We start from the raw sequence: 13,447 nt of genomic DNA on the forward strand, positions 1-13,447 counted from the left end.
TCGTCTTGAAAGCCTCTAGGGAAACTTAGAGGCTTTTTTTTTACCCTCCGCCCGTCCGAGTATCGAATCTTTCCTATGCGCAAGTTTCTACCATGAGAACTGTCTGAAGGCTTTCTGTCAGCGTGGTCTTCGTAAGAATGGACCTACGCCTGAAGTCATTGTTTGTTTATGTCTGAAGATTTGATATCCTTAGCTGATTCCAAAATTCATTCTATTCAGGGTTATTACCCTCTAGAAAAACACAGCATTAGATATTAAGTCGAAGGAGACTATTATGTTACACCGTAGAAAGAAAATTTCGGTTATTGGAGCAGGCTTTGTGGGTTCAACCTGTGCTCACTGGGCGGCGCAAAAAGAATTAGGAGACGTTGTTCTTCTTGATGTGAACGAAGGAGCTGCAAAAGGTAAGGCTCTTGATCTCTATGAATCCTCTCCCGTAGAAGGTTTCGATTCTAAGATTACAGGAACTTCAGATTATAAAGATATCGCAGATTCTGATGTTGTGATTATTACGGCAGGAATTCCAAGAAAGCCAGGAATGTCGAGAGATGACTTACTTGCTACAAACTCAAAAATCATGAAAGAAGTTTGCCAAGGTGTAAGACAATACGCTCCAAACTCAGTGGCGATCATTGTTTCTAATCCACTTGATGCTATGGCTTTTGTTGCAAAAGAAACTTTGGGCTTCCCACGTGAACGTGTTATCGGGATGGCCGGAGTTCTCGATGGCGCAAGATTTAGAACTTTTATTTCTGAAGAATTAAATGTTTCAGTAAAAGACGTTCAAGCTTTCGTACTGGGTGGTCATGGTGACACAATGGTTCCGATGCCAAGACATTGTTCGGTTGGCGGAGTTCCCTTAACAGAGATGTTACCAAAAGAAAGAGTTGATGCTCTTGTGAAGAGAGCTCGCGAAGGTGGAGCAGAAATCGTTGGTCTTCTAAAGACTGGCTCTGCTTACTACGCGCCAAGCGCCTCAGCAGTGCAAATGGCTGAAGCTATTCTCAAAGATCAAAAAAGAATTCTTCCATGCGCGGCTCTACTTGATGGCGAATACGGAGTAAAAGGTTTATTCGTAGGCGTTTTATGTGTATTGGGCGGAAAAGGTATGGAAAAAGTTATTGAAATCAAATTGAACGAAGAAGAAAAGAAAATGCTCGACCACTCAGTTGGAGCAGTTAAAGAACTCGTTGAAGCCCTTAAAAAAATTAGTTAAGCAAAAGATCGGATGATAAATGAACATACATGAATACCAAGCCAAATCTCTTTTAAAAGATTTCGGCGTAAAAATTTTAAAAAGTGGAATTGCAAAGACTGCAGAAGATGCAGTTAAAGTTGCTCAAGGTCTCGGCGGAAGTGTTTGGGTTGTAAAAGCTCAGATTCATGCAGGTGGTAGAGGTAAGGGCGGCGGCGTAAAGGTTGCAAAATCTTTAGACGAAGTTAGAACTCATGCTAAGAACATTATTGGAATGACTTTGGTGACTCCGCAAACGGGTCCCGAAGGAAAACTGGTAAACCAAGTTCTTATCGAACAAGGTTGCGACATTAAAAAAGAATATTACATCGCATGTCTCGTAGACAGAGCGACTAGCCACGTGGCAATGATGGCCTCTTCTGAAGGTGGAATGGACATCGAAGAAGTTGCGCACAACACTCCAGAAAAAATCATCACAGTAACTATTGACCCAGCGGCAGGGTTTCAACCTTTCCACTCTAGAAAATTAGCTTACGCAATCGGCATTCCTCAAGAACTTCACAAGCAAGCTTTCCAATTTATGAAAGGTCTTTACGACTGTTTCGTAGCAAAAGATTCTGCGATGCTTGAGATCAACCCACTTGTTGAGACAAAAGACGGAAATCTTTTAGCTCTCGATGCAAAAACGGGATTTGATTCGAACGCTCTTTACAGACATCCAGAAGTTGTAGAAATGAGAGATCTTTCAGAAGAAAACCCAGAAGAAATCGAAGCCAGCAAATACGATCTTGCCTTCATTAAGTTAGATGGCGAAATCGGATGCTTAGTTAACGGTGCGGGCCTTGCTATGTCGACGATGGACATCATCCAATTGCACGGAGGAAGTCCTGCGAACTTCCTCGATGTGGGCGGTGGCGCTAATAAAGAGAAAGTGACGGCGGCTTTCAAAATTATTCTTAAAGACAAAAACGTAAAAGCAATTCTCGTTAACATCTTCGGTGGAATCATGAAATGTGACATCATCGCTGAAGGCGTGATAGCTGCTTCAAAAGAAGTAGGATTAAAAGTTCCATTGGTTGTAAGACTTGAAGGAACAAACGTGGAACTTGGTAAAAAGATGTTAAAAGAAAGCGGTCTCAACTTGATCACAGCGGATGGATTAACTGATGCTGCGAAAAAAGTTGTCGCAAGCGTGAAAGGGAAATAATCATGGCCATTTTAATCGACGGAAATACAAAAGTAATTTGCCAAGGTTTTACTGGCGCCCAAGGAACTTTCCACTCTCAACAAGCAGTTGAATATGGAACAAAAATGGTTGGCGGAGTAACTCCCGGAAAAGGTGGGACTCAGCATATCGGACTTCCAGTTTTCAACACGGTTCAAGAGGCAAAAGACAAAACAAAATGTAATGCTTCTGTGATCTACGTTCCACCTCCATTTGCAGCGGATGCAATCTTGGAAGCGATCGACGCACAAATTGAACTTATCATCTGTATCACGGAAGGAATTCCTGTTTTAGATATGGTGAAAGTAAAAAAAGCTCTTCTGACTTCTAAATCAAGACTTGTAGGACCAAACTGCCCAGGAGTTATTACTCCGGGACAATGTAAAATCGGGATTATGCCTGGATATATTCATAAGCCAGGAAAAATCGGCGTTCTTTCAAGATCTGGAACTTTAACTTACGAAGCGGTTCATCAATTGTCTGTTCTAGGACTTGGTCAAAGCACTTGCGTAGGTATCGGCGGTGACCCTGTGAATGGAACAAACTTCATTGATGTATTGGAACTTTATAACAAAGATCCAAACACAGAAGCTGTTATTATGATTGGGGAAATCGGCGGATCTGCTGAAGAAGAAGCGGCTGAATACATCAAGCGCGAATTCAAAAAACCAGTGACATGTTTTATCGCAGGTAGTACAGCTCCTAAAGGTAAAAGAATGGGTCACGCTGGTGCAATCATCAGTGGCGGAAAAGGAACTGCTGAGGCGAAGTTTGAAGCACTTCAATCTGCAGGATGTAAGATCGCAAGATCACCTGCTGACCTAGGAACAACATTAAAAGCGTCATTATAAAAGGAGACATTCATGGCATTAGAGAAAACATTTTCAATCATCAAGCCTAACGCGATCAAAAAGAACGCAATCGGCGATATCATTTCAATGTTTGAAGCAAACGGACTAACTGTTGCTGCTGCAAAATTGACCGTATTAACAAAAGGTAAAGCGGAAGAATTCTACGCTGAACACAAAGCTCGTCCATTCTTCGGTGAATTGGTTAGCTTTATGACTTCAGGTCCGGTTCTACTTATGTGTTTATCTGGTGAAAACGCAGTTGCGAAAAACAGAGAAATCATGGGCGCAACTGATCCAAAGAAAGCTACTGTTGGTACAGTGAGAGCAAAATTCGGGGACAACATGGGCGAAAATGCTGTCCACGGCTCTGACTCTCCAACTTCAGCAGAGAGAGAACTCTCTCTCTTCTTCGAAAAAAACGAAATCTGCAATCTTAGTAATTAAACTATTTCTAAATGAATTCTTGAAACTTTACACCGAAGGAGCCACGCCCGGATGGCGTGGGTTTCAAGAATCGTCAACCACGGACGGGCGACAGTCTTTACGGACTTCGCAATCTACATAGCCTTTGGTCCTAACACACCTTATCTAAAAAACCTCACATCCATCAACCGTGTTGTAAGTACCCTCAGCTCTTGATAAAAATATAGAGTGAGAACAAAAACTTTTCTCCTTATTTATATAGGTCTTTTTGCAACAACATTAACTTCGTGCGCGACGTCAGAAAAAGATGAGGGTAAAGCTGCCTTATATCTACAAATTGGAAACGATCTTCTCGCGCAAAATAATTATCCCGAAGCTCTCACCAATCTTCTACAAGCTGAACGGTTTGCCCCCGATAATCCTGTTGTTTTAAATTCTTTAGGAATGCTTTATTTTGCTAGAGAAAAATACACAACAGCTGCAGATTATATTCAGAGATCTTTGAAGGCAGAACCAAGATACACAGATGCCCGTACAAATCTAGGCCGCGTTTACATTGCCCAAGGCAAATATAACAAAGCGATCATAGAAATCAAAACAGCCCTTAAAGATTTAACTTACAATCAGCCAGAAAAAGTACAAACAAACTTAGGTTTAGCATACTTGAGAAAAAATAATTATCTTGCTGCCAAAGAACAACTTCACTCTGCGATCAAGCTAAACAAAGATTATTGTCCTGCCTACAATTACTATGGACAAACTTTGATGAAGCTTAAAGATTACGACTCTGCTGGAGGAGTATTTGATCGTGGCATTAAAGTGTGCCAGAATAACCCTGAAGAGGTACATTTTTTAAGTGGTTTAAGTTATTACCAGATGGGAAGAAAAGAAATGGCCTTAGTTCGCTTGAGAGAAGTTTCAAAACTTTATCCTGCAAGTGAATATGCAGAGAAATCTCGCTCACTGCTTAAAGTGATTGAACAGGATAAGAAATGAAAGAAATTGGAAACCAACTCAAAGAAGCTAGAGAAAAAAAGAAATTATCCATTCACGATGTAGCCATCGCGACTAAAATAAATAACAAGATCATTACTGCCATTGAAAATGGTGACGAAGATACGCTTCCTGCAAAACCTTTCTTAAGAGGGTTTGTGCAAACTTACGCAAGATATTTAGAACTCAATGTTGACGATGTCATGAAGAGGTTTCTTGAAGCTCATGGGTCTACAAAACCAAAGCCCCAAATTACGGAAGACGGAACTTCATCTCAAGTTTCTCATGAAGAAGTTCAAAACAAATTTGAAATGTACAAAAAGATCGCTTACACAGTTGCAGCTATCGTTGCAATTGTATTTATCTACTTTATTCAAAAAGTTGTTAGCAAATATGAGCAAGAATCAAAAATTGCTAAAGAACAAAAAGAAGTCGTTAAATCTCAACTTCCCACCGAAATTGTCGAGACTCCTGCTACCCCAACTACGGAAGGTCCTATAAATGATCCTAACACTGCAGTCACAACACCTGCAGAAGTCAAAACGGACATCAAACCTATCGAAGTAAAACCAGAAGAAACAAAGCCTGAGGAGAAAAAACCAGAACCCAAACTCGTTGAAGCCATAAAACCTCCGCTCTCTCCAACTCCACTTGTAACAGCACCAGCTGCTCCCGTTATTCCACCAAAACCCAGTGCTCCTGCCGTGGTCGCTCCTTTAAATCCGATTGAGATAAAGCCTGCGGAAGTAAAACCCGTGGAAGAGAAAAAAATTGTCGCTGGTAAACCTCAACAGCTTATTATCGAGGCTTTAGATAATGTAGAAATTAGATATTCTAAAGACGGCGAAAGTGAGCGCACAGTAAAGCTCAAGCCCGAACAATTCTTAACAATCAAAGCGGGCACAAAGATCAACCTTAACGTGAGTGATAGCGGAGCTATCAACATCATTCACAACGGGAGAGACAAAGGAGTTCCAGGGAATTTGGGGCAACCTACTAAGATCAGTTATCCGTGAAAAAGTTATTTGTCTTTAGCATTTTTGTACTCGCCTTTCTACTCTATGGAATATTCTTAAGCCTCTATCAGTTTAAAATTGTGGTGCCCGAGATCAATTCCAAAAATCCTCCAGGATATTATGATTACCGTGGTGTCACGAATGTCCACTCTAACGCAAGCACAGGTAGTGCCGGCTATAGCGACGTACTTCAATACGCAAAAAATTCTAAGTTAGATTGGATTATTTTAACAGAAGTAAACCTACCTTCCCGTCCAGAATTTATTGAAGGTTATTTTCAAGATATGCTGGTGCTAACAGGTGGAGAATATTCTTATTTTGATTCTCGTCTCCTTTATTACGGAGCAAGAAATAATGACGAGCCCCCTGCTGGGCAATCTCAGACTCAAGTTTTCTTTGCAGATATTTTATCTCAGAGCCAAAGACCCCAAAATGATTTTATTGTACTCGCCCATCCCTACTACTCGAGATACAATTGGAAAAATGACTATCCGATTGGTCTTAACGGTGTAGAGGTTATCAATCTAAAAAGTGTGTTGGATAAAACTTGGAAAGAAGCAAAAACTAGAACTCTTATGAGTTTAGTACTTTACTCTTTTAATCCCAGCATGGCTTTCTTGAGTATTTATTCAAATCCCGAAGATGAATTGGCACTTTGGGATCAGTTGAACAAAAAACAAAAGATAGTTGGTTTTGCTGGAAACGACACAACCGCCAGAGTTCCAATCTCAGATGAGAAATATTTAAAATTCCCGAGCTATGAAACTTCTTTTGGACTCCTAAGCAATCACGTCCTCTTAAATACTGAACTCACCGGCGATTACAAAAAAGACAAACAAAAAATTTTCAAAGCTCTAAGAGATGGACAGTTCTATATGTCTTTGGATTTTTTGGGCTCACCTAAAGGATTTTATGTAGAAATTCGCGATGGGGAAAAAGATTATCCACTCGGTTCAGAGGTTATTCTCAAAAAAGATTTAAAACTCATTATTGAATTACCGCAGGGAATGAAGGCTCCATTCCAAATCACCATTAAAAAAGATGGAGAAAATTATTCTTCTTCAACGTCTCTCAAAACAGTTCTAAACATTTCAACTCCAGGAGCCTACAGAATTGAAGTGCGCGTAAATCCGAAACTTCCAATCCCTAGAGGAAATAGATGGGTTCCGTGGATTTACACCAACAATATAATTGTAAAAGAAAATTAAAAACTAAGTAGATCTAGCTGTTTGTGAGTTCTCTCAATTTGAGGAAACTTAAGGGGTTTACCGCTCAATTGCATCAACGTTTCAAGTGATGGCATTTGGTTGTTCACCGTCATTCTTTGAATGATGTTATTGAACAAGTGTCCGCAATAAGTAGCATCGTGCTGAGCTCTATGGAAAACTTCTGTATTGATTTTTAAATGCTGAACAATTGTTCCAAGTTTATAATTCATTAAACCTGGAATTGTTTTTCTAGAGAGCGCTAAAGTATCTAAAACAAAACCTTTGGGTGCACGAGATTCATGCTTTTGAATATCCGCCGCCAAGAATTGAAAATCGAAGTTGGCATTATGGGCAACGATGATGTCGTCGGCACAAAAATCTGCAAAAGAATCCAATAGCGCATCTATACCAGGCTTATCTTGAACCATTTCTGGTGTAATTCCTGTGATTCTTTGAACTTCCTCGGGAATAGATCTTTTAGGATTAACTAATGTTGAAAATAAACCCGCAGGTTCTCCATCAATAAATTTAACAGCAGCAATTTCTGTAATTTGATCAACACCCGCAATAAAGCCAGTCGTTTCTAAATCGAAAGAAATAAAGTTCACAAACGCACCCCTAATAAAAAAGACATTAAAATCTATAGTATGTTCTTTCAAGTTTTTTGATCTCAAGTCACATTTTTTCAAAGCTAGGCGTCATATATTTTTGTATAAACAAGCCAAACATGGCATATATTTGCTTATGAGCCAGCAAATAACCATCGTTAACGACGATTTAGACCTCTCTTTTAAGAACGAAGCCTCTATCCTTGAACTCTTACTTAAGCATGACATCAATATTGATCATTCTTGTGGCGGCATGGGAAGCTGTGGAACTTGCCGTATTTTAGTAAAATCTGATCTTAAAGTTTTGCCCGAGAGAAATGAAGTTGAACTAGAGCGTGCCGAGGATTTGCAATTTGAAGCTGACGAGAGACTTGCTTGTCAGCTTTGTCCTTTAAATAATCTAAAGATTGAGATTCCTTAGTTTTGCGGAATGAATTTTACTTTTAATAGTGGTGACATTTTTTGAATGTCATCGATTTCCACCACTGATTTTTTCCATTCATTCTTAGCTACCATTTTCTTTTTCACAGAGCTTGTCTTTCTTTTTTGCTCTTCTTTACTTACGCAAGAAAGAAAATATTGATGGTAAGAAGATTCAGACAAAACCAATTCGCTAGTCTCACCTCTATATCCCACAACCGTTAAAACGGTGTTCGACGTTAGATCACTAAACTTAGTTTTATCAAAAGTTGTTGATAGGCTACATCTTTTTACAGGTGAAAGCTCAATATTGATTTGATTGTCTTTTTCAGTGAAGTGTTTTGCCGAAGTGAATATGAGTTCCGTTCCGCTCGGTACAAAGTTTGAGTGCGGAGAAACCTCTGTTGGATTTGAGTTATTAAGAACTTTCCATTTTGCTTTAGGTTCTTTAATCTGTGTAGTGGTGCAACCCACCAAATATATAGCAACTAGTATAACAAATAGTTTAGACATAAAATCCCCTCTTAATATTTATTATACGTATAGAAATTAAATTTTCCAAGTGATTGGATATCGTCGTCCAGTGCCAAAGGCATGATCGCTCACCTTTAAAATAGGAGCTGCCTGCCACCGTTTAAATTCAGCTCTCATTATTCGGTTAAAAATATCTTTTTCGAAATCGTTCTTAGGAGGTTCACAATTAACTATGAACTTTTCTACTAATTTATCTAGAACAGGGTACGGAGGAAGCGAATCCTGATCCTTTTGATTTTCTCTAAGCTCTGCAGTTGGAGCTCTTGTGATGATTTCTTCAGGAATAATTTGAGAATTCTTGTTGTAATGGTGTGACAAATCATAAACCTGCCCCTTTAGTAGGTCTCCGATTGGGGCAAGACCACCACACATATCTCCATACAGGGTTGAGTAGCCCATGGCATATTCCGATTTATTTCCTGTCGTAAGTAAAAGACTATTTGTTGCATTAGAATAAGCCATCAAAGTCATACCGCGAAGTCGTGACTGGAGATTCTCGTGCATAAGACCAAATTCTTTTACACCCAAACTTACTTCGAACTCATCGATAGCCGTTCTGTAGATGCCATTGATATCAACATTTGTGAACTGGCACTTTAAATTTTGAGCAAGCTGCAAAGCCAAGTCAAAACTCACCTGAGAACTGAATGGACCAGGAAGCGCAATGGTAGTTACACGATTAGGGCCCAAAGCATCACAAGCTAGGCATGCGACAAGAGCCGAATCAATTCCGCCACTCAGCCCTAGGTGAATTTTCTTAAACCCATTCTTATTACAATAATCTTTGATTCCTAAAACTAGGGCATTCCTGAGCTTCACTATTTCGATCTCAGATGGCAGGCGGCTTCCACTTTTTTTGTTTTTGAAATCAATAACGCTGAGATCTTCCTCAAAAAATAAACTTTGCGAAAGGACTTTCCCTTTTCCGTCTACGGAAAAGCTTCCTCCATCAAAAATAATTTCATCTTGGCCGCCCACTTGGTTAACATAAACCATAGGAACTTTGAAGTATGACGCCGTTTTCGCCACAACTTTTTTTCTCTTTTCAGATTTATTGATGGCATAGGGTGATGCAGAAATATTTAATATATAATCGGGTTTTAATTTTTTTAGACCTTCTAGGGGATTCTTGGGATAGCGAGTTCCTATCCAAGCATCTCCCCAACCCCAAATGTCTTCACAAATTGTAACTAAGAATTTTTTGCCTTTGAATTTTAAAATCCCTTTTGAAAGACTGCCTCTTTCAAATTGCCTGACCTCTTCAAAAACATCGTAATTGGGCAAAAGTTCTTTGTGGAATACTTTTTCTTTCTTTCCTCTTTCTAGAAAAACTGCCGAGTTGTGATAGTACTTTCCCTTTTTTCCAGGATTCACCGTTACCGCGCCAAATAGAATCCCAATTCCCGATGGAATATTCTTTTTTAGTTTTGCTATATATTTGATTTGTTCTTGAACAAGTTCTTTTCTTTCAAGAAGATCAGATGGCCAATATCCAAAGAGTGCTAGCTCGGGAAAAAGAACCAAGTCACATTTTTGATCTTTTGCTTTATTAGAATATTCAATTATTTTTTGGTAGTTTTGCTCAAAGTTCGCTATGTGGGTGTTTATTTGGGCTGTTGCGATTCTCATCTGAGTCCTGCTCTACTTTATCTGATCTAAGCTTCTCTATGTAATCTTTTACCGGACGACGCCCCGAAAAGCCATCTCTATATCCATGCCAATATAAAATTTGTTCCTCAGGAAACTTCCAGCAAAAATAGCCATCGCCTGAATCAAAATCCGCGATCCAAAGACCTTTTGTTACTGCTCCAAGCTTTTCCATTTTGACCTGCCACTCTTGAATCAGATCATTAATTTCCACTTCAGTATCCGCAACCATTTTTTCTTGGCCACCGATGTGTTCTAATTTTTGAATGAGTTTATTTACTTTTTCTGAGTATTGCTTTGTGATTCTGTGAACAATAGGAAGAAGTTCGTTGATGCCTGATAAATCAAACACCTTGCGCGGCTTAAGCTCTATGATTTTAGCTAGACCGCCATCTAATTTCTTAGATGGATCCAGCGTTCCCCCGTCAAACATCCCCATGTTCCCCCGTCGAAATTTATTGCTCGTTAACGAACTAGTTTCAACAAAAATATGACATGTTTTTTGACTCCGACGGTTAAAGGGCAAGGTCTAGAATTAATGCAGGAAGACGTCTAAAGTCAGTTTGAGGGTTGCCGGACGGATTAAGTAGAAGTATTTGTTCTTTAGGGAGATCCAGATGAAAATATTTTCTGCTCAAACTAACGAACATAAGGAATTTTCTCTCATAGAATTCAGCTCTGAACTGGTTGCTTTGCCGCTGATTAATGAGCTTGCTAGAGAGGTTAAACTCATAGATATGTTCAGTTTATTGAATGGAAACTTCGTTGTTTTCATTTCCTGTAATAATCTTAAAAAGACCTTTGAGCGCTTAAAATCACATCCCTCTACAATAGGTGGTTATTTTACAAATGACACCAATATGGAATCTCTACAGGCTTTCTATTATCTCAATAAAGCGAGTATTTCTGATACTGTAATTGTTCTTGAGACAGAAAAATTTTATAAGCTTTTTGAAGTCATGGATCAAGCAATCAAGGCAGGAATTCAAGTTTTGGATCTGAAAAACCAACGTTCTTTTACGAAAAATACTCTTTATCTTACGGGCGAACTTTCAAAAACTAAAAATTTTTCAGCAGGATTCGCCCAGGATAAAGATGTGAAATGCATTCTTATAGAAAAGCTTTCAGAAAATTTATTGAATTACATTTAAGAAATACTGGAAGAAATACCGGCTAAGGAAAGAAACAACGATCCGTATTGATCTTGTAAACGGGAGCTTCTTTGTTTTTCTTGGCGTAGTTGAACCAATCCGTAGAACACTTATCTGTTGCACTCATGTATTTTTTTGAATTTTTTGTATCTTTGATTTTATCTAGCTCGTAAGACAACCTTCTGATTTCTACATCAGCTCCTTTGACATAAGGACAAGACTTATTTAAGTACTCAAGAGCTTTGTCATATTTTTTTAGTTCAAACTGGGCTTTGCCCCAACCTAGATAGCATCTTCCAGAGTTTGCATCGGACTTTACACATGCTTTAAATTGCTCGGAAGCTTGCTCCCAGTTTTTGATCGCGCAACTCATTTGACCTGCGTTCCACTGAGTGATCTCTGATTTTTTGAATTGCTTTGCTGCTTTAAATAAAATTTTTCTTGCTTGATCTTCGTTTTCTGTATTCTTGAACGCCAATGCCAAGTTCACATGGTTGTCTGCATTCTTAGGATCTTTCATGATCGCTTTTTGGCAAACTTGTTTTGCGCTATCATGATAATTTTGATCTATTTCGATTTTACAAAATTCATTGAGCCAGTATTTTTTATCTCCAAATTTTTCCATCACCTCAATAATGACAAGCCGAGCATCATAAGAATTCTTTTGATCCAAATAAACTTCAAAGAGTCCCTGGTAAGCTTTTTCATACTTAGGAGCTTTGACAATAGACTCCCTGTAAACTGGAATAGCTTCAACAATTTTACCAATTTTTCTGTAAGCATCTCCCAATCTTGTGTACTGGCCCGGAGTGGCTTTGCCGTCAATCTTGATTAACTCTAGCGCCCTGATTTCTTCCTGTGTGTCACCCGTTGTATTATAGATCCTAGATAAAAGATCCAAAACCTCTATGGCTTGCGGTTTATTTGCCAATTTTAAATTGGCGATGGCTTTATTGTAGTTTTTAATTTTCACGTAGAGTTCAGAGATCGCTATGTAATCTTTTTTAGTTTTTTCTGGTCGCGCTTCTAATGCGGCAATCTGCTCATTGATTCCTACTTTATCTACGGAGGCAATACCTCGCGCACCTTTCTTCTTCGCTATTTTCTTGTTTGATTTTTTACTTTGTGATTTTTGATTCTGCGCCAGTGCTTTTTCAATTTCACTTTGAGTAGAGGATTTTGATTTCTTCTTCATAGCAACTTTGAGTTCAGCTTGGGCCGAGCTTGCAATTGTTATGATTAAAATATAAATCAAAAAATTCTTCATTATCAATCCTGACTCTTACTGTAGTTCATAACCTGACCACCAAAGAATATCACTATGACCAAAATGATTGCTGCAATAATTATGATCTTAAGAAAATCTGGTAATGTTATATTTTCATCCGCTGAGCTTTTCTTTTCTTCTTCTTTAGCTATACTAACAGGAACTCTTTTACCTCTCAATACTTGCTCAGGGTTTTGCTCAACCGTAGCTTTTACCACATCGTCAGATTTTTTTTCTTCATCTTTCAACTGTCCTTGCCCATATATAGGAATGTAAGAAGACCTTCCCTCTCCATCCTCTCCAAATTCTTCGGCTTGTTCAAAATTATTAAAACCACCTTGTCCGCCCGATGCGCCAGCTGCTCCAGAATCTTTGCCTTTTTTATCAGCGGCACTCAATGGTACTTTTTTATTTCTTCCACCAAATCCATCTGTAAAACTATCGCTTCCGCTACCACCTAAGGATCCCGCTCCGGGGCCACCATCTCCGCCAGAAGCACCAGATCCACTCGAACCGCTAGGGTCAGCGTCGTTTTGTGAACTATCTGTATCACTGCTCCCGTTTGGAAATTGATCACTCGGTCCACTCACATCATTGAAAACAACAGGTCTTCCTTCTTTGAAAGTAAAAGGTTCATGAGTTTCATCGCATTCCGTATTCGGAACCTTGTCAGAACCCAGAGTAGGAAGCTCCCCTGTTTCCAACAAACACTGAAAATAATCTCCGAAATAATTTTGCGCAAATCTCTGAGTACCATAAGCAAGGCCCGCAATGATATGCCCAAGCACTACCACGACAATGAAAGTCAGAAGTACATACTCGAGAACCGCTTGTCCTCGATTATTTTTAAAAGTGTTTTTTGCGGATACGCTTATCATCAATGTCTTATCGACAACACAGACAACTTTA

General features: G+C 39.1%; 15 protein-coding genes. 9 read left to right on the forward strand and 6 right to left on the reverse strand.

What is annotated here, in order from left to right; all coding sequences use genetic code 11:
- Positions 1-274: 274 nt before the first annotated feature.
- From mdh to V4596_14210, 7 genes are all read left to right on the forward strand, one after another.
- Positions 275-1,216 (forward strand): malate dehydrogenase, encoded by a 942-nt coding sequence (gene mdh, locus V4596_14180; protein MES2770286.1) that lies wholly within the window; start codon positions 275-277, stop codon positions 1,214-1,216.
- A gap of 19 nt (positions 1,217-1,235) precedes the next feature.
- Positions 1,236-2,402, forward strand: coding sequence for an ADP-forming succinate--CoA ligase subunit beta (gene sucC / locus V4596_14185; GenBank protein ID MES2770287.1), 1,167 nt, complete (start codon positions 1,236-1,238; stop codon positions 2,400-2,402).
- A 2-nt stretch (positions 2,403-2,404) separates the two neighbouring features.
- Positions 2,405-3,271 (forward strand): succinate--CoA ligase subunit alpha, encoded by an 867-nt coding sequence (sucD, locus tag V4596_14190; protein MES2770288.1) that lies wholly within the window; start codon positions 2,405-2,407, stop codon positions 3,269-3,271.
- A 12-nt stretch (positions 3,272-3,283) separates the two neighbouring features.
- Positions 3,284-3,715, forward strand: coding sequence for a nucleoside-diphosphate kinase (ndk, locus tag V4596_14195; GenBank protein MES2770289.1), 432 nt, complete (start codon positions 3,284-3,286; stop codon positions 3,713-3,715).
- 207 nt (positions 3,716-3,922) lie between these two features.
- The gene (locus V4596_14200) at positions 3,923-4,690 is read left to right on the forward strand and encodes a tetratricopeptide repeat protein (GenBank protein ID MES2770290.1); all 768 of its coding nucleotides are present in this window, start codon (positions 3,923-3,925) and stop codon (positions 4,688-4,690) included.
- On the forward strand, positions 4,687-5,703 hold the full coding sequence (locus tag V4596_14205; protein MES2770291.1) for a helix-turn-helix domain-containing protein: 1,017 nt from the start codon (positions 4,687-4,689) through the stop codon (positions 5,701-5,703). Before V4596_14200 ends, V4596_14205 begins: the two co-directional genes overlap by 4 nt.
- Complete coding sequence (locus V4596_14210; protein MES2770292.1) at positions 5,700-6,911, forward strand: hypothetical protein; 1,212 nt, start codon at positions 5,700-5,702, stop codon at positions 6,909-6,911. The genes V4596_14205 and V4596_14210 overlap by 4 nt, the downstream gene beginning before the upstream one ends.
- On the opposite strand, the gene V4596_14215 is transcribed toward V4596_14210, so the two are convergent.
- A complete protein-coding gene (locus V4596_14215) occupies positions 6,908-7,519 on the reverse strand; it encodes a 3'-5' exonuclease (GenBank protein MES2770293.1) in 612 nt (203 codons plus the stop codon). The genes V4596_14210 and V4596_14215 overlap by 4 nt on opposite strands.
- Positions 7,520-7,655: 136 nt before the next feature.
- Between V4596_14215 and V4596_14220 the strand changes: the two genes are divergently transcribed.
- Positions 7,656-7,940 carry a 2Fe-2S iron-sulfur cluster-binding protein gene (locus V4596_14220; GenBank protein MES2770294.1) on the forward strand — a complete coding sequence of 95 codons (285 nt, stop codon included), beginning with the start codon at positions 7,656-7,658 and terminating at the stop codon, positions 7,938-7,940.
- On the opposite strand, the gene V4596_14225 is transcribed toward V4596_14220, so the two are convergent.
- The 3 genes from V4596_14225 to V4596_14235 are packed head-to-tail and all read right to left on the reverse strand — an operon-like array spanning position 7,937 to position 10,559.
- Entirely contained in the window at positions 7,937-8,452 is a 516-nt protein-coding gene (locus tag V4596_14225; protein ID MES2770295.1) for a hypothetical protein, read from the reverse strand. The genes V4596_14220 and V4596_14225 overlap by 4 nt on opposite strands.
- A gap of 36 nt (positions 8,453-8,488) precedes the next feature.
- Positions 8,489-10,102 (reverse strand): NAD+ synthase, encoded by a 1,614-nt coding sequence (locus V4596_14230; protein MES2770296.1) that lies wholly within the window; start codon positions 10,100-10,102, stop codon positions 8,489-8,491.
- On the reverse strand, positions 10,056-10,559 hold the full coding sequence (locus tag V4596_14235) for a DUF2203 family protein (protein MES2770297.1): 504 nt from the start codon (positions 10,557-10,559) through the stop codon (positions 10,056-10,058). Before V4596_14235 ends, V4596_14230 begins: the two co-directional genes overlap by 47 nt.
- Before the next feature lie 178 nt (positions 10,560-10,737).
- Here V4596_14235 and V4596_14240 point away from each other — a divergent pair, with 178 nt between their 5' ends.
- On the forward strand, positions 10,738-11,271 hold the full coding sequence (locus V4596_14240) for a hypothetical protein (protein ID MES2770298.1): 534 nt from the start codon (positions 10,738-10,740) through the stop codon (positions 11,269-11,271).
- A 22-nt stretch (positions 11,272-11,293) separates the two neighbouring features.
- Here V4596_14240 and V4596_14245 read toward each other — a convergent pair whose 3' ends face one another.
- Complete coding sequence (locus tag V4596_14245) at positions 11,294-12,538, reverse strand: tetratricopeptide repeat protein (protein ID MES2770299.1); 1,245 nt, start codon at positions 12,536-12,538, stop codon at positions 11,294-11,296.
- A gap of 2 nt (positions 12,539-12,540) precedes the next feature.
- A partial coding sequence (locus tag V4596_14250) for a hypothetical protein (GenBank protein ID MES2770300.1) occupies positions 12,541-13,447 on the reverse strand: 907 nt, incomplete at its 5' end.

It is taken from the genome of Bdellovibrionota bacterium, from assembly GCA_040386775.1.
In the GTDB taxonomy this organism is placed as follows: domain Bacteria; phylum Bdellovibrionota; class Bdellovibrionia; order Bdellovibrionales; family JAEYZS01; genus JAEYZS01.

Excerpts from the sequence above, each read along its gene's own strand:
- V4596_14220 (MES2770294.1), top strand. The coding sequence starts at position 7,656 with ATGAGCCAGCAAATAACCATCGTTAACGACGATTTAGACCTCTCTTTT.
- ndk (MES2770289.1), top strand. The coding sequence starts at position 3,284 with ATGGCATTAGAGAAAACATTTTCAATCATCAAGCCTAACGCGATCAAA.
- sucC (MES2770287.1), top strand. The coding sequence starts at position 1,236 with ATGAACATACATGAATACCAAGCCAAATCTCTTTTAAAAGATTTCGGC.
- V4596_14230 (MES2770296.1), bottom strand. The coding sequence starts at position 10,102 with ATGAGAATCGCAACAGCCCAAATAAACACCCACATAGCGAACTTTGAG.
- V4596_14240 (MES2770298.1), top strand. The coding sequence starts at position 10,738 with ATGAAAATATTTTCTGCTCAAACTAACGAACATAAGGAATTTTCTCTC.
- V4596_14245 (MES2770299.1), bottom strand. The coding sequence starts at position 12,538 with ATGAAGAATTTTTTGATTTATATTTTAATCATAACAATTGCAAGCTCG.
- mdh (MES2770286.1), top strand. The coding sequence starts at position 275 with ATGTTACACCGTAGAAAGAAAATTTCGGTTATTGGAGCAGGCTTTGTG.
- sucD (MES2770288.1), top strand. The coding sequence starts at position 2,405 with ATGGCCATTTTAATCGACGGAAATACAAAAGTAATTTGCCAAGGTTTT.
- V4596_14205 (MES2770291.1), top strand. The coding sequence starts at position 4,687 with ATGAAAGAAATTGGAAACCAACTCAAAGAAGCTAGAGAAAAAAAGAAA.
- V4596_14225 (MES2770295.1), bottom strand. The coding sequence starts at position 8,452 with ATGTCTAAACTATTTGTTATACTAGTTGCTATATATTTGGTGGGTTGC.
- V4596_14235 (MES2770297.1), bottom strand. The coding sequence starts at position 10,559 with ATGGGGATGTTTGACGGGGGAACGCTGGATCCATCTAAGAAATTAGAT.